Here is a 16,604-nt window from a genome sequence, read left to right as displayed (position 1 = left end):
TTTTAAGCTATCTACGATGTATTAATTACTGACAGTGTGTTGTCTGGACAGAATAAGTTACTGTGTGGGGATCTAAATAACGGGACTTAAGATATAAGTTTACTTGTTTACCACAGCTCTGCACGGCTAACACCTGACTTTTATAGGCAATTTCAGTGTCCCAGCATTGTGCCACATCAATTTCACGATCAATGACATACACTGCATGTGAGCTGTTTATCTGACAAGATAAATAACTAATATCATCGAAGTTATTGTCACCACCGCAAGCAGATAAGGTAGCCATTAGGCTTAAAATAAAAAACTTTTTCATGTTATTCCCCTTTGGCATATTGGTTGGTAAATGATTCGTTAATCACTACACGAGAATTACAAGGCACTTGAAAGTATTCATGATCATTATGTCTAACTTGCAGCTCAAGCTGCTTATAGCCAGAGCAATTGAGTTGAGCTCCTGATGCTGGCGCTAAATTGAAAATTTTGCCATGAATATCAATTTCAACAACGCCATTGGAAAAATTTTGAATTGCTAAGCTCGTTAATTCGGTGCTATAGACATTAATATTATCTACTGGTGAGGTGTATTCGCTGGCAATTACCACCGAGGATAATAAGGTGAAAGGTAGCGCCAAAATTCTATACAGATACATTTTAATTCCTTTTTGCTAGTAAAACTGAAAACAGCACAAGCTGCGCAGAATGTATTACCGCTTATTACTCATAGATATGAGTAATATCTGATCCATCGTTTTAATTTCACATAATATCGCATAATTTCAAAGTATTAGAAACCTTGGGCTGATAAGTTTTCCCCTGACATTGAGGGTTATTGATATTTGTATTTAATAAGGCAGAAATACTAGTTTAGTGAGCATTAACTCATTTAGGATGATACTTTCTATATTCGATATTTTACTTATGTCATAAATGTTAGTAAAAGCTAGGGAACTCTAATTACTTTTAGTGTTCTATATTCATCTGAATAAAGAATCATAATATGGAGATTGCTCTTGTTGTTTAAGAAAAAAAGACTGTTTACCCTGCTTAAAACCTTTGTCTGCGTCACGTCTTTAACTGCGTTAGCCAGCAAGTCCAGTGCCATTGAGTTTAGTGAAGTAATTATTAATTCGCCCTATAAGCTCACCCAAGAAATTATTGCTGCTGATGTCCTAGCGAGTAAAGGCAAGGAGCTGCTTACTTTTTCTGTAGATGAACAAAGTAATCGTTGGTTAATTATTTATCAGCTAAACCATGATACTAATCAGTATGTGATCGCAGAAAAAACCATCATACCTAAACAATTTTATCGCTTTGATTTAAGTGAACAAAAATACGATAAAAAAGATATAAAACAAAAGCTCTACTTCCTGTCCGCGGACTCATTAACGCTTTATCAAAATAAACAGTTTACATCACTAGCCAATATTGAGTCGCTATACATTCAAGATCAGGCTGACTTCCTTAGTCGCGGTGATTTCATTCAAGATCTAAATAATGATGCCTTTGCAGATGCCATTATTGCCGATTTCAATAGCACTCATATTCTTATCGGGCAGGAAAAAGGTGGTTTTGTTAGCCAAGTACTGCCGATAAAGCCTGAAGTGCGGGTGTTTTCATCAGGAGCAAGTTACACCCAAGCAAAGCTCTACTTTAATGACGTCAACTTTGATGACAAAACTGATATTTTACTGGTCGGCGATGGCGAAATGATTATATATGCGCAAATCGAACAGAGTTCGTTTGCTTCCACGGCGATTCACTTACCCATTAATGAAGCGATCAGTGGTACAGAATGGTGGAATAAGCGTGATGAAAGTGGCGAGCAACTTGACCAAAGTGATTTGGAGTACCGAAAGTTAGAAGAACTGCGCGATGTTAATGCCGATGGTATTGTCGATATGGTGGTGCGCTATACCAAGGCTTCAGGTGTACTCGATCGCGTTAATGATTATGAGATATTTCTTGGCCATAATAATATAGGCGAATTAAGTTATGCTCAACAGCCTGATAGTGTTATTCATGCCGAAGGCACACTGACAGGCTTAGAATTTGTCGATATTGATAATGATGACAAGCTGGAGGTGTTACTCGCTGGCTTTGATATTGGTTTATCGCAAATTATTGGCGCCTTAATCACCGGTGGTATTGACCAAGATGTTTATGTCTTTAAAATGAATGCACAAGATAAGTTCCCAGCTAAGCCGACGATTCAAAAAGAGGTTGAGCTAACCTTTAGCTTAAGCTCTGGGCAAAGTGGTAGTGCCGTGGTGAAGTTGGCTGACTTAAATGGTGATGGCCTAAAAGAGCTTATTTTGTCCGATGATGATGATGAGTTAAAAATATACCTAGGTAAAACAGCCAGCAAGAGTAAAAAATCGTCCAAACATAACAAATCCTTTAAAAAACGCAGTGTTAGCTATAGCACTCAGTTACCTAAAGATGGCAACCTAGTTATGGTTGAAGATTTAAATGGCGACGGCAAAGATGATTTACTGATGAAATATTCTCGCCTTGATGGTGAAGATAAGGCTAAAGAGTTTAAAGTGCTCTTTTCAAAGTAACTTTCACCATCGTTTTCTCAATTATGTAAGGCAATAACCTATTTATGAAACAAGTGATTTGTGGTTACCATCAAGATGAAGAGCACCATTGGGTAGCAGAGCTAGCTTGTGGTCATTTTCAACATGTTAGGCACAAACCGCCATTTATTAACCGACCTTGGGTGACTTCACTGGGTGGCCGTCAAGGTATGTTAGGGCATAGCCTTAAATGTAAAAAGTGTGATGAGGGTGCGGCCAAAGACAGTGGTTAAGGGTAATGGCTAAAGGTGTTGGTTAAAGGTATTAAGGGTTATTACTTTACTTAAATTTTACTAAGCAATAACCCTAGCTGTTTTACAACGAACTTGCTTTCAACCAGATAGCATCAGCAGCTTGATACTGCCCTTGTTGGCTATGAGCTTGTGCTAAGGCTTGCAAGTCTTGGCGATCATATTGCCGAGCATAGTCGTCCTCGGCTAATTTTATCAGACTACCAAAGGCTTTTTCTGCCATAGAGTATTGTTCACTCATCAAGGCTAAATGACCTAAACAACTTAGCCATTTACCGCTATTAACATTCTTATGCAGTTGCTTTTGCACAATAACAATCAGCTCGTCGGCTTGTTTAATTGGCAGGTTACGTATTTTCTTTAAAAACTCACTGCTAGGTGACTTCTTAAATAGCGGCACCAGTAATTTATTTAATGGCGCTATGATTTTGTTTTCGGCTAATACTTGGCAATAAGCAAATAATACTGTTTCTTGCTGTTTAACCTTACGGCCCAGCGCATGCCAATTATCATGCAAAGCTTTGCTATCATGCTGCTTGATACTGTCATTAAAGCTACCGTAATAGGCTTGTTGTTGCCAAGCTTGTACAGTCTCATCGGTAATGGTCTTGTCTTTACGTGCTGCTGATAGGTATTGTACCGCTTGTTCAAAGCGCTGTTCAATGATGCATAAATCGATTTCCAGCGCTAATAAGCGAGCATCATGCCCAATGTGTTTGTGGTTTTCATCAATGAGCTTACGAGCTTTAGCGTAGGTATCAGTCTTATTTTGATTCATTAATAATTTAATATTAACAATCACGCTTTCTAAACCGAGGTCTTTGATTTTAATGGTTTCTTTTTCTAGCAAGGCTAAATAATGATTAGTATTGCTATCAAGGTCGAGTTTGGCTGATGCTGAAGCAGCAAGTAGGTAAGCACTTTGTTTACGTTTTGATGGAATAGCACTCTTGGAGAACAACGCTTCAGCTTGGCTATAGTCTTCTAACATATAAGCGGCCAGACCTTTGTTAAAGTTGGCAATGCCACGACGTTGTCCGGCAAAGGCAATCTTATTCCAAGTACCAAAACTGAAGTTTAAACCGCCGCGCACCAGCTTTAAGCTAACAATTAAGGCAATGAATAACAGTGTTAACATAATACCGGCTGATAACACTGTTAATTCAATGGTGGTGTTACCCATGGCGATAAGGATGTAACCTTTTTCATCAATTAAAAAAGGACTTATTGCCATTACGCTAAGAAAAATGACTAAGGCAATGATAATGCGGATCATAACTGACCTCCGTCCATTTCATCACTTTTAGCTTGTGCAGCTTCTGTTGGTATAAGAGCTTGTTCAATATCCGTTGTGTCGGCATGTTTAGGTGCAGCTTGCTCAGTGTTGCTCTTGTCGAATTTAGGAGCTTGTCGCTGCGTTCCTTGTTTAGTGTCATTAAGTAAACGTTTCATTGCCGCTAACGAGCGTAAATCACTGGGATAATCATAATGGATAGTCTGTTGCTTTAGCTGCTCTATGGCTTGATAGAACCTTTGGTTTACCGGTAAGTCCATATCAAAAAATTCATTTAGCCATTGCTGAATATCAAGTAATGTTTGTTGATAAACCTCAGATTTTTGCTCGCTGGCTGCCCATTGCACAAGTTGTACTTTTAGGCTTAGATTTTGTTTTAAATGCTGCTGTTGCTCAGGTGCCATTAACGGCTCAACCATACCGGTTCTTCGGCGCACGGTAATAAAGTCGTTGAGGAATTTTTGCCAAGTTTTAGCGAGGTTTTCTTGCCAATCACCGATATCATCAGATAGAACGAAGTCTTCTTTGGTTTTATCTAGTGCTTCAGCTAAGTTCACGCCAGCAAGTTCTAATGTGGGCACCTGTTTATTAAGTGCCATCAAGGTTAAAACGGCTTCTTGATTTGTCAGTGTTGGCATTAATGCTAAGCTTTCAATATCTTCATTAATTAAAGCTCGCACAGGTAGGAACTTAGGCTGATCTAACTCTTTCAGGCGATTATCAGCATCGCGCAGTAAACCAATTGCCGCTTTCGTATCACGTTCTAGCCACATGGTACGCGCGGCTACGCGTACTAAATATTCTGCTTCATGTATTAACCAATCACTTGGCTGGCGCTGACTTACTTGTTGCTCCAGCTGCTGTATTTGAGTCGTTAATCGTTGGATCTGAGCATCACTATCCAAGTGTGCTTTTTGAGCACTTTGTTGTGATTGGTTACTCGCACTATGTTGTTGTTGCAATTGGCGGTTAAATTCTGCGCTTAAGTTACTTTTTAACTGTGCTTGGCTTTGTTGTATTGCTTGCTGATTTTGTTGGCTCAAGCTTAATAGTTGCGCGTTAGTTTGCTGCTGTTGCCAAATATAATGGCCAATAGAAGCGAAAATACTTATCGAGGCAAGTACAAGGGCAATAGTTGCGGTTTTATTCGAGGCTTTGTTAGTTGCTGGAGCCGTCTTTGCTGTGGCTGATTGCTTAGTTTTCGAGCTTGCAACTGATTTTTTTAGCTCAGCTTTTGCCGGCGTGGCCTTGGCATTACTGCCAGATGAAAGTTTAGCTGCCTCTTGCTGCTCGGTGTCGCCCTTTGCAGATAGTTTGTTTTCAGAGACTTCTTTATCCGACATGATTTTATATTCCATCGTTATTTACTTTAGTTATCTGCTTTATTTCTTTACTTTAGTTATGGGCTTACGAACAAGAGAGTGCTTGCAAGGTATCGCTAAGCACTTTCGAATTAGCACTATGGGTATTAAGTACCCGTGTTAAACCTAAGTCTTTGGCATTTTTTTCAATTCGGTCACTGACCACTAGCCACAAACATTGGCATTGCCAATAATTATCTCTGTTATCTGTAGCACTGGCTAGGTATTTTATTAAGGCTAATAATATATCGTTACTGGTAACGACAATACAGTTAATTTGTTGAGCTCGCCATTGCTCAGCGATATTTATCGGTAATGTTCGCCATACACGTTGGTAACTCTCGATATAACTAACCTTAGCACCACGTTGCCTTAAACTATTGGCAATATGTTCTCGTCCACCATTGCCGCGAAAAATCACTACTGCCTTACCACTAACATTAGCCAGTTTAGGCAAATTCAATAAACCTTCGCTGTGCTCTTGCTGAGAAGGGGGCGTTATAACACAAGTAATACCTATTGCTTGTAGCGCTTTTTGCGTGGCATTACCGACAGCAAAATAGCTGTGTTGTTGGCTTTCTCTAAGAGAATAGCAGGCGTGAGCAAATTCTACGGCGGCAACACTAACAAAGATCAGTATATCAGCGTGTTGTAGCACTGTGGCTATGTCGTTAGCGCTGGCATTGCTTTGGTAATCGAATAGGGTTTGGCTGGTATTGGCTATGCCTTGTTGATCAAGTAACAAGGCGAGTTGTTGGGCTTTAGCTTTGGGCCTAGTAATTAAGACCTTGAGTGGCTTACTTGGCATAAGTAAAGCTGGCTCAGATGTAGGCGTCTCAAGTGCGGTCACTTGAGACGCTGCTTTTATTTTTTGCGTAACGGTTTTAGCTATTTTCGTCATTATTATCTGAATAAACTTGCTGTAAAATTTTATCTGCGCCACGGCTAAGTAACTCTTGCGCAAGTTTATTACCAAGCGCTTCACCTTCGGCAACTGGGCCTGTGATGTCACTTTCAATCATTTCACTACCGTCAACCGCACCGACTAAACCACGCAAGTGGATTTCTTTGCCATCAGCTGAAATGACACCGTAGCTAGCAATAGGTACCTGACAACCACCTTCAAGGGCTTTATTCATCGCGCGTTCTGCTAAAACACGAATACGGGTAGTTGCACATTCTAATGGTGCTAATAAGGCTTTAATAGTTTCATCATCGTTGCGGCACTCTATGCCTACAGCGCCTTGGCCATTTGCCGGTAGCATTTCTTCTGGTTCGATAAACTGGGCAATACGCTCAGGCATTGCTAAACGAATTAAGCCAGCAGCCGCTAAGATGATGGCATCGTATTGACCTTCGTCTAGTTTTCTTAAGCGGGTGTTTACATTGCCACGTAAATCACGAATATCTAAATCGGGACGGCTGGCTTTCAATTGACACTGACGACGTAAGCTTGAGGTGCCAACAATAGCGCCTTGCGGTAAATCGGCTAATGTTTTGATGGTATTAGAAACAAAAGCATCGCGGGGGTCTTCACGCGGGCATATCACTTCTAATCCTAAGCCTTCAGGGAAGTCTACCGGAACATCTTTCATTGAATGAACAGCAATATCAGCACGACCGTCAAGCATGGCTACTTCAAGCTCTTTAACAAATAAGCCTTTACCACCGACCTTGGCTAATGGCGTGTCTAAAATGATATCGCCCTTAGTTGTCATAGGTACTAGTTCAACCTTAATGCCCTCATGAAAATGCTCAAGTTGAGCTTTAACATATTCAGCTTGCCATAAGGCGAGAGCGCTTTTTCGTGTAGCAATTCGTACTGTAGTGTTAGTCATTCAATTTATCCAAATATATAATATTTACTGTGCCGAAAGTGTTATTTCAGTATCAGCTTGTTTGCTGACTGCATTTGATAAAAACTGCCAAAACTCATCGCCACTGCGCTTATCTGTCCAACTCTCGTTGTTAAAGGTAAAGTGGTGACCATTGAATTTTGTTGCTACCCATATTTCATGTAAGGGTGCTTGTTTGTTTATTATTACTTTGCTGGTATTTAGAAAAGTCAGCGTTAATAATCCGCCAACTCCTTCGTAATCTATATCGACACCAGAGTCTTCAATCGCTTCTTCTATCGCGAGAAGAAGTTCATCGGCGATCAAGTTGTATTGGCTATCGTTCATTGCCTATCCTTTAAATATCATTATTTGTCTAAGTGAGTATTATTGTAGAGAAGCATGTGAGTATAATAGCAATCAGACAAAATAAATATAGATATAGAGCGGTTAAGTTAGGCTAAAAAGCTTGATTTAAACGACTTTCATGGCAAAAAAACATCATGCGCACCAATAGACTCAGATACCTACAACAAAAGTTACATCGTACTTTACATATCAAATCGATTTTACTGGCTATACTCGCCGCTATTTTGTTCTCAGCATGTGGTATTAAAGGTGACTTGTATCAAACTCCTGAGCAAGAAGTTACCGAGCAAAGTAGCGAACAAGATAAAGTGACAAAACAGCGTGATGAAAGCTATGAGAAACCAGTAACAACGCTCGATGAAGCAGAGAAAAATCCAGCTGTTCAGCAGCCGATAGCACAAGCTACTATTCCCGCAGTTAAACAGTCAACAGAGCAAATTAAAGAGTAATCCTAATGTTAGTCAATTTTTCTAAAATGCATGGTTTAGGTAATGACTTTTTAGTGCTTGATAATGTCACGCAGAACGTTTTTTTATCGCCAGAACAAATCGCTAAATTTGCTGACAGAAACTTCGGTGTCGGTTTTGATCAACTGTTAGTGGTTGAACCTCCCTATGATCCAGATTTAGACTTTCATTACCGTATTTATAATGCCGATGGTAGTGAAGTAGGACAGTGTGGTAATGGTGCGCGCTGTTTTGCGAAGTTCGTTCGTATGAAAGGTTTATGTAATAAACATAAAATTAAAGTCTCGACCAGTACCGGCAAGATGAATCTACATATAGAGCGTGATGGTAATATTTCCGTCACTATGCCAGTACCACAGTTTGAGCCGAAACAAATCCCTTTTAATGCCCAGAAAATGGAAGGTACCTATATTCTGCGTAGTGAAAGTGAAACTGTTTTATGTGGCGTGGTATCAATGGGTAATCCACATTGCGTCGTTACCGTTGATAATGTAGCTGAAGCGAAAGTTGCCTCACTCGGCCAAGAATTATCAACCCATGAACGTTTCCCTAAAGATGCCAATGTCGGCTTTATGGAAATAGTCTCACCTAATTATATTAAATTAAGAGTCTATGAGCGCGGCGCAGCAGAAACTTTAGCTTGTGGTAGTGGTGCTTGTGCGGCGGTTGTTGTTGGCTATATGCAGAAAAAACTAGCTAAACAAGTAACCGTAGAGTTGCCTGGTGGTAAGTTACGCATATTTTGGCAAGGACCGGGTCACCCGGTGAAAATGTCAGGACCAGCTACACACGTTTTTGATGGTCAAATATCTATATAAGCCGCTATTCTCCTTAACCACATTATCAATGGCATCCCATGAAAAAAGAATCTAATAAAATGAATGATGTACAACAAGCTATCAATAGCGAAGATCTGCCATTAACCGATGAGTTAGTGGTAAGTTATTTACAAGATAACCCCGAGTTTTTTAATCGTAATAATAGTTTAATGACCAGTTTACGTTTAAATGATGTGCAACGTGGCACTGTCTCTTTAGTCGAGCGTCAGCAGCAGCAACTTCGCCAAAAAGTGCATGGCTTAGAAGATGAAATTACTCAGTTAATGTCGGTGGCTAATCATAATGAGCAGTTGTTTGTGCTTTATAGTGATCTCTATTTACGCCTACTTGATTGCCAATCAGCGGCAGAACTGCTCGATTGTTTACATCAAGCGACTACTGAGTTGTTATCTCTATCCGCGTTCAAATTGTGGTTAGTGCCGACAAATAACATCGCGCTTGCTCACCACTGCATATCAAGCAATGATTGTGCTGGTGTAATGCAAAATCGGTTAACTAATGATGAATACTATTTTGGTCGCTTACAAGAAAGTGAACAAAAGCTCATTTTCTCTAAGCCGTGTTCAGGCTCAGTGGTATTGATTAAGTTAACTCATGAAGAGCAAGTGCTTGGTTTTATCGCTATTAGTAGTGAAGATGCCCATCATTTTGATCCACGTATGGATACCTTGTTACTTAATCAATTCAAGCGGCTAGTGGCAAAATTGTTACAGCAACAGTTGGCGTTATAAGTATTATTAGGGTTATTTAAGACTATGCAATTTTACCGACGTTTAACCACGATTAAGGCCATCAGCTTTGATTTAGATGACACCTTATATAATAACCGTCCGGTAATGCTGGCCATTGAAAAACAGATGGTGCATTACTTTACTGAAAAGTTTGCCACATTGTTACCAGATAAAGCACCGGAGCTAGTGCCTGAGCCAAAACAGGTTTTTAATCGACGTTTCTGGGCACCATATCGTCAGCAAGCCATAGCTACCACACCTGAGCTTGCACATGATGTTGTTAGAGTTCGTTATGAGACTTATCGTTTAGGTTTGCTGGCGCAAAGTATTCCTGCAGCAGAGGCAGTGAAAGAAGCGCAAGCGGGCTTAGATTATTTTATTAGCTTACGTAGTGACTTTATCGTACCGAAAGCGAGTCATGAACTGTTAGCTGCTTTAAGCAAGAAATACCCATTAGTGGCAATCAGTAACGGTAATGTAGATACCAAAGCTTTAGGCATTGATCACTATTTCCAGCATATATACCATGCGGGTTTTCAAACTGGCTATGGTGATGATAAAAGTGAATACCAGCTAAGACAAAAACCGGCCCCAGATATGTTCACTTTGGTTTGTGCTCAGTTAGCCATTCCTGCTGAGCAACTATTGCATGTTGGTGATTGTGGCTTTGCTGATATTCACGGTGCGTTAAATGCAGGTTGCCAAACCGCTTGGTTACCGCAATACGGTGTTGGTAAAGCTTTGCAACAAATACCTCATATTGAATTACTTCAAGTAAGTGAACTGTCGCAACTACTACTGAAAAAACCTCTTAGTCTTTAAAAACTTAATCAGTTAGTTAAGCACCACGGAGTGAATCGCTATTCGCTAAGCCAGATAATGTTATATTAGCTGGTAAGCTTCAGTCTTGTATAACATTGGCATAGTAATAGTAAAGCCAGTGCCTTGCTGGCTCGGCTGAGTATATTTAATTGAACCCTGTAATTTTTGCGTTACTTGGTTATAGACAATAGGCATACCTAAGCCAGTGCAGTTGCTATTGCGCTTAGTGGTATAAAACAGATCAAACATCTTATCTTTTGCTTCATAACTTAAACCTAAACCATTATCAAAGTAATCAATAATTAACTGATCATTACTAGTACTAACTTGTATGGTGATACATGGGCTGTCAGTGTCATTAAAGGCATGGGTTAGTGAATTCTCAATGAGCTGCGTCAGTACATCGATGATAACGTCTTTATAACTCATCACCATAACTTCATCCTTAAAAGCCAAGGTTAATTGCGTATTGTGGCTCTTTAGCACACTTTGGTAGGAGTCGCTTAATGTTTGAATGAGCTTATTAGCAGAGAATTTTTTAGCTTGTCCTGGTTCACCGTATGTTGATAGTGATTTAAAATTATTAATAAGCCTAATTGATTTATTTAAACTGCTATTGAGTAGTTCTACCCCTAATCGACAGGCTTGCTCACAACGTAGTAATTCACTGCGGGTTATTTTCTGCGACTTTATTTTAATAAAGAGCTTTTCTATTTCATTTTCTATTTGGCTTATGGACGTGACCATAATCCCTAACGGGGTATTGAGTTCATGAGCAACGCCAGTAACTAAACTGACCATAGAAGCCATTTTCTCTGAAGCGATCAATTTTTCTTGGGTGTTTTTTAAATTAAGCAGTGCTAATTCAAGTTCTTTATTGGAGGCGGCTAATGCTTGTGTTCTATCAATAACCTTATCTTCTAGGCTGAGGTTGAGTTCATTTAGCTGTTGTGTTTTTTCGGAAACTTTGGCGTTATAACGTTGAAAGCGATTTTTAATATTATTAGCAAACGCTATCGAGATGAAAAAAAGTAGCAGGGAAATGGTGGCGCCTATGGCAAGTGCTTGTACCAACTCTTGTTGGTTTTTTTTGTTTAAAGCCTGTTTTTTTGCCAGTATGACATTTTCAATATCATCTAAGTAAGCGCCGGAGCCAATGGCCCAGTGCCAATCTTTAAATCCTTTGATAAAGGATGTTTTTTGTGCGGGTAAGCCAGTGTTTTTCTCAGTGGAGCCGATGTATGACAGGTAACCTTCACCGTTATGGGCCGCTTTGATAATTTCTTGGGTAATAAAAACGCCATTACCGTCGATCAGATCCAGCCTATTTTTACCGACATGTTCTTGTACCACATGGCTAAGAACAACCCCTGCTTTATTAACGACAAAAATATAGCCATCATTACCGTATTCAACTCGACTAATACGTTCTAGTATTTCTTTTTTAAGCTCATTTTCATAATCGATTACATAGTCACCGGTGCCAATAAACCAGTTAAAAGGGGCGAAGTATTTGCTGTAACCAATCTTTTCATATTCTGTTTTAGTGTCTGCGGGTTTTTTCCACCACCAGCGTAAGAAACCCTCCCCTTGACTGGTGGCAATAGTACTAAGATCGCGGATAACATAGCTGCCGTTTACATCTTTAAAATCCCACAGCTGGGTATTTTGCAGATGTGGCAAGATAGGATGCATTACCGATAAACCATCGGTTTGATAAATAAAGAAGTAGCCTCGACCTTTACTAAAACGTATATCCCTTAGTGCATCACTAATAAGTAATTTTATCTCTTGGGCACTTTTATCTTGGTTGTTTCTATATATGGAGCTGGCGATTGCATGGGCTTCATGTACTCTTTCTTGCAGCTTGGTCTTTATTTTTTTAATTGATTGGGCTTTTTCACTTTTGATCAGATCATGAACTTTCAACACTTCATTTTTAATGAGCATGGTTCTTTCAAGAATAGAGTCAGCTCTTATTCGGTCGACTTCAAGATTAAAGTGGCTGTTGTTATGCTGAAAAATAGAGACGATGGCAATCAATGACAGCACTAAGATAAACAACGGTGCTAGCTTAACCGTACGAAGAATCTTAATTTCATCTTTATTTAGCATGAATTTTCTCAGTACTAAAAATAGAGTTAAAACTAAAACTAAAACTAAATATATATATAAGGTGAGTACTTACTGGGAATTTCATCATAGTATATTGAAAAAAAACCGCAGTTGAACGGTCTAAGGCCTCTGTTTTATATGCTTATTTATCCTTGTTATTAGGTATTCATTCCATGAATATAGACAATCAGTGTAGCGAAATTGAGCAGTAGTAGCGAGCGATATTGTGCCTTAATAGCACTGTAAAAATAAACAGCGGATAACAACAACTAGCCCTTAATGGTGGTATACTTTTGCTTCTTATTTAGCACCACTATCTATTTCATTAGATAATGCCACCGCAAGAAAGGCTTTTAACCCTATGGACGTTTCAGAATTACTCGACTCTCTTAATGATAAGCAACGTGAAGTTGTTGCTGCCCCTAAGCAAAATATGCTTATTTTGGCTGGCGCAGGTAGTGGTAAAACTCGAGTCTTAGTGCAGCGTATAGCCTGGTTAATGCAGGTCGAAGGGGTTTCCTCACACAGCATATTAGCGGTAACCTTTACCAATAAAGCGGCGGCCGAAATGCGTGCTCGTGTTGAGCAGGTAGTCGATGGCAATACCCATGGTATGTGGATTGGTACCTTCCATGGTTTAGCGCATCGTTTGTTACGCATGCATTTTCAAGAAGCTAATTTACCGCAAAGCTTTCAAGTATTAGACAGTGATGATCAATTACGTCTAATCAAAAGAATCGTTAGGTCGCTAGAACTGGATGAGAAAAAATGGCCACCCAAGCAATTTGTTTGGTATATCAATGGCAAGAAAGATGAAGGGCTACGCCCACAGCATATAGATGCCCAGTTTGACCCAACAGAAGAATTGTTTGTTAAAGTTTATAAAGCTTATCAAGAGACCTGTGATCGTGCTGGCTTAGTCGATTTTGCTGAACTATTACTACGCGCTCATGAATTATGGTTGAAAAACCCTGAGTTGTTAGAGCATTACCAACAACGCTTTGGTCATATTTTGGTGGACGAATTTCAAGATACCAACGCCATTCAATATGCTTGGCTAACCATGCTAGGTAAAGCGCGCAGTAAGGTAATGATTGTTGGTGATGATGATCAATCTATTTATGGCTGGCGTGGTGCGAAAATAGAAAATATCGAGCGATTCTTAAAAGAATATGAAGGTGCTAAAACTATTCGTCTCGAGCAAAATTATCGCTCAACCGCCAATATCTTAACTGCTGCCAACCAATTGATTAGCAACAATACTAACCGTATGGGTAAAGAGTTGTGGACCGATGGTGAGGCCGGTGAAAAGATCTCAATTTATACAGCTTTTAATGAAATAGATGAAGCGCGCTTTATCGCCGGACGTATTAAACAATGGCGTGATGATGGCGGCAAGCTTGATGAAATAGCGATACTGTATCGCTCTAATGCGCAATCACGTTTACTTGAGGAAGCATTATTACAAGGGCAATTGCCATATCGTATCTATGGTGGTCAACGATTCTTCGATCGACAAGAAATCAAAGATGCCCTTGCTTACCTGCGGATTATTAATAACCGTGATGATGATGCTGCCTTTGAGCGTATTATTAATACGCCAACGCGTGGCATTGGTAATCAAACCTTATCTTTAGTTAGAGATGCTGCCCGGGGTATGGAAGTAACAATGTGGCAGGCATGTCAGCAAATGTTAAAAGCAGAGCAGCTTAAGGGCAGAGGCGCTAAAACGATTACTGCCTTTATCCAGCTTATTGAGCAATTAGAAGATGATACCGAGAATTTAGATCTTGATCAGCAAGCTAACTTTATCATTAATAATAGTGGCTTAAAGGCCATGTACCAAGCTGAAAAGGGTGAGCGTGCCGCGCAACGCATAGAAAACTTGAATGAGCTGGTTACCGCCTGTCAAACCTTTGAAAGTGATCCTGAGTTAGTCGAAGAGCAAACACCATTAACCGCTTTTCTAACCCATGCTGCATTAGAGTCAGGTGAGTCACAAGCCGACGAATTTGAAGCAGCAGTACAGTTAATGACTATGCATTCGGCCAAGGGGCTAGAATTTCCTTTAGTCTTTATAGCCGGTCTTGAAGAAGGTATGTTCCCATCGCAACAATCGGTTGAAGAAATAGGACGTTTAGAAGAAGAGCGCCGTTTGTGTTATGTCGGCATGACAAGAGCAATGCGTAAGCTATACTTATGCCATGCGGAAAGTCGTCGCTTATATGGACAAGAAAAAAACCATAAAGCCAGTCGATTCTTACGTGAATTACCTGAAGATTGTATTGAAGAAATTCGTATGCAGTCGCAAGTGAAACGCCCAAGTAAAGTCGGTAGATTCTCTAACACATTTACCCTTGAAACCTTTGAAAATACTGGATTTAAGTTGGGTCAACAGGTTAAACATGCTAAGTTTGGTGAAGGTGTAGTACTTAACTATGAAGGTAGTGGTGCTCAGTCGCGTATTCAGGTGAATTTTGCCGATGTTGGTAGCAAGTGGCTAGTAGTGGAATATGCCAATTTACAAACTGTCTAAGGGAGTCTTATTGAACTTAGTCTTGGCTAACTTGGTAGTGAGTTAGCTTAGTGCTTAACCTTAATGAATATTCAGCATTGAACCTAATTTCTATAATGTAGCCGATTTAAACTCGAAGGTATTGTAATGTCTCAGAGACTATTAGTAATAGAAGACAGTAAACCTATAGCGACCGTTATCAAACAGATAGCTCGCTCATTGAAATTTGAAGTGGTCATAGCTACCACCTTGGCCGAAGTAGAAAGTATTCTATCTGTTGATACCGGTTTTTTTGCCGCGACCATAGACTACGCTCTACCTGATGCACTTGATGGTGAAGCCATAGCTTGTGTGTTATCTCACGGTATTCCTGGCATAGTTATGACAGGTAAAATGGACGATGAAACTCGGCAGAAAATATTATCGCAGCCGGTTATTGATTATATTCCCAAAGAGAATAGCCAAGCTTTTCTGTATTTAAAGCGCATTTTACATTGGCAGCAAACTAACCATCAAAATACTATTTTAGTGGTTGATGACTCATCGGCAGCGCGTAATCATATTGTTGAATTATTAAAACGTCGTAACTTTACTGTGGTAACGGCGAATCATGGTGTTCAAGCATTAGAGAAGCTAGCTCAGCATAAAAATATTAAAATGGTCATTACCGATTTAGAAATGCCGGTAATGGATGGTATTGAGCTAACCAATGAAATTCGCCGTATTTACACGCGCGAGCAATTAGCGGTAATCGGTATTTCCGGTGCGAGTAACGGTATTCATTCAGCCCGTTTTATAAAAAATGGTGCCGATGACTTTTTACGCAAACCCTTCTGCCCAGAAGAATTTTATTGTCGTATTACTCAAAACATCGAAAGTTTGAATAATATTGCTAAAATTCAGCATGCCGCCAATACGGATTATTTAACAGAGCTTGCTAATCGCCGAGCTTTCTTCCGTAGTGCTGAATTACGTATTAAAGAATATGTCAGTAAAAAAGTACCTTACTGTTTAGCTATGATAGATATCGACTTCTTTAAGAAAGTGAATGATAGCTACGGCCATGATGCCGGTGACCAGGTATTAAAAGTAGTGGCACTTTATATGCGCAAGCATTTTGGCGCTGGCTTGACCGCACGTTTGGGTGGTGAAGAGTTTGCGGTGTTATTACATGGCTTAGATACAGACAACTTATATAACAAGTTAGATGACTTTAGACGAGAAATTGCCGTATCAACTATTCCGGTAGGTGATACACCAATAGCAATAACCTTAAGTTTAGGTGTTGTTTTTGATAGTCATGATGAGTTCGCTAAACAATTGAATGAAGCGGATAATGCGCTATATTTAGCAAAAGAAAATGGTCGTAACCAAGTGGTTATCTCAGGCGCTGAACTCGAAGATTAGTTAGTCGCTCAGAAACTGT

At 39.7% G+C, this 16,604-nt stretch carries 16 protein-coding genes; 8 read left to right on the top strand and 8 right to left on the bottom strand.

Translation table 11 applies throughout. The annotated features are described in order from the left end of the window. Positions 1–25 precede the first annotated feature (25 nt). Positions 26–313 (bottom strand): hypothetical protein, encoded by a 288-nt coding sequence (locus tag HRT55_RS14345; protein WP_291622319.1) that lies wholly within the window; start codon positions 311–313, stop codon positions 26–28. A 1-nt stretch (position 314) separates the two neighbouring features. Then, positions 315–650, bottom strand: coding sequence for a hypothetical protein (locus HRT55_RS14340; protein WP_291622317.1), 336 nt, complete (start codon positions 648–650; stop codon positions 315–317). 363 nt (positions 651–1,013) lie between these two features. On the opposite strand from HRT55_RS14340, the gene HRT55_RS14335 reads away from it, so the two are divergent. Then, positions 1,014–2,561 carry a VCBS repeat-containing protein gene (locus HRT55_RS14335; RefSeq protein ID WP_291622316.1) on the top strand — a complete coding sequence of 516 codons (1,548 nt, stop codon included), beginning with the start codon at positions 1,014–1,016 and terminating at the stop codon, positions 2,559–2,561. Positions 2,562–2,605: 44 nt separating this feature from the next. Then, complete coding sequence (locus HRT55_RS14330; protein WP_291622314.1) at positions 2,606–2,812, top strand: DUF3565 domain-containing protein; 207 nt, start codon at positions 2,606–2,608, stop codon at positions 2,810–2,812. 82 nt (positions 2,813–2,894) lie between these two features. On the opposite strand, the gene HRT55_RS14325 is transcribed toward HRT55_RS14330, so the two are convergent. Genes HRT55_RS14325 through cyaY form a run of 5 tightly spaced genes read right to left on the bottom strand, consistent with a single transcriptional unit; the run spans position 2,895 to position 7,668 of the window. Then, on the bottom strand, positions 2,895–4,106 hold the full coding sequence (locus HRT55_RS14325; RefSeq protein WP_291622312.1) for a heme biosynthesis HemY N-terminal domain-containing protein: 1,212 nt from the start codon (positions 4,104–4,106) through the stop codon (positions 2,895–2,897). Then, entirely contained in the window at positions 4,103–5,482 is a 1,380-nt protein-coding gene (locus HRT55_RS14320) for a uroporphyrinogen-III C-methyltransferase (RefSeq protein ID WP_291622310.1), read from the bottom strand. Before HRT55_RS14320 ends, HRT55_RS14325 begins: the two co-directional genes overlap by 4 nt. A gap of 49 nt (positions 5,483–5,531) precedes the next feature. Beyond that, positions 5,532–6,386, bottom strand: coding sequence for a uroporphyrinogen-III synthase (locus tag HRT55_RS14315; protein ID WP_291622309.1), 855 nt, complete (start codon positions 6,384–6,386; stop codon positions 5,532–5,534). Then, complete coding sequence (hemC, locus tag HRT55_RS14310) at positions 6,370–7,323, bottom strand: hydroxymethylbilane synthase (RefSeq protein ID WP_291622307.1); 954 nt, start codon at positions 7,321–7,323, stop codon at positions 6,370–6,372. The genes HRT55_RS14315 and hemC overlap by 17 nt, the downstream gene beginning before the upstream one ends. A gap of 24 nt (positions 7,324–7,347) precedes the next feature. Beyond that, positions 7,348–7,668 carry an iron donor protein CyaY gene (gene cyaY / locus HRT55_RS14305; protein WP_291622305.1) on the bottom strand — a complete coding sequence of 107 codons (321 nt, stop codon included), beginning with the start codon at positions 7,666–7,668 and terminating at the stop codon, positions 7,348–7,350. 155 nt (positions 7,669–7,823) lie between these two features. On the opposite strand from cyaY, the gene HRT55_RS14300 reads away from it, so the two are divergent. Genes HRT55_RS14300 through HRT55_RS14285 form a run of 4 tightly spaced genes read left to right on the top strand, consistent with a single transcriptional unit; the run spans position 7,824 to position 10,548 of the window. After that, positions 7,824–8,138, top strand: a complete 315-nt coding sequence (locus tag HRT55_RS14300; protein WP_291622304.1) for a lipoprotein — start codon at positions 7,824–7,826, stop codon at positions 8,136–8,138. Positions 8,139–8,143: 5 nt separating this feature from the next. Further along, positions 8,144–8,974: a diaminopimelate epimerase gene (gene dapF / locus HRT55_RS14295; RefSeq protein ID WP_291615599.1), complete on the top strand. Its 831-nt coding sequence runs from the start codon at positions 8,144–8,146 to the stop codon at positions 8,972–8,974. 38 nt (positions 8,975–9,012) lie between these two features. After that, positions 9,013–9,726, top strand: a complete 714-nt coding sequence (locus tag HRT55_RS14290) for a DUF484 family protein (RefSeq protein WP_291622302.1) — start codon at positions 9,013–9,015, stop codon at positions 9,724–9,726. A 24-nt stretch (positions 9,727–9,750) separates the two neighbouring features. After that, positions 9,751–10,548 (top strand): HAD-IA family hydrolase, encoded by a 798-nt coding sequence (locus HRT55_RS14285; protein WP_291622300.1) that lies wholly within the window; start codon positions 9,751–9,753, stop codon positions 10,546–10,548. Positions 10,549–10,608: 60 nt separating this feature from the next. Here HRT55_RS14285 and HRT55_RS14280 read toward each other — a convergent pair whose 3' ends face one another. Next, positions 10,609–12,663, bottom strand: a complete 2,055-nt coding sequence (locus tag HRT55_RS14280) for a cache domain-containing protein (RefSeq protein ID WP_291622299.1) — start codon at positions 12,661–12,663, stop codon at positions 10,609–10,611. Positions 12,664–13,024: 361 nt separating this feature from the next. Here HRT55_RS14280 and uvrD point away from each other — a divergent pair, with 361 nt between their 5' ends. Beyond that, entirely contained in the window at positions 13,025–15,199 is a 2,175-nt protein-coding gene (gene uvrD / locus HRT55_RS14275; protein WP_291622296.1) for a DNA helicase II, read from the top strand. 126 nt (positions 15,200–15,325) lie between these two features. Beyond that, a complete protein-coding gene (locus HRT55_RS14270) occupies positions 15,326–16,585 on the top strand; it encodes a diguanylate cyclase (protein WP_291622293.1) in 1,260 nt (419 codons plus the stop codon). Positions 16,586–16,604: the final 19 nt, after the last annotated feature.

The organism is Colwellia sp., assembly GCF_013214175.1.
In the GTDB taxonomy this organism is placed as follows: Bacteria; Pseudomonadota; Gammaproteobacteria; order Enterobacterales; family Alteromonadaceae; genus Colwellia.
The sequence above is the reverse complement of the archived record's forward strand: the minus strand, read 5'-3'. Positions and strand labels throughout refer to the sequence as shown.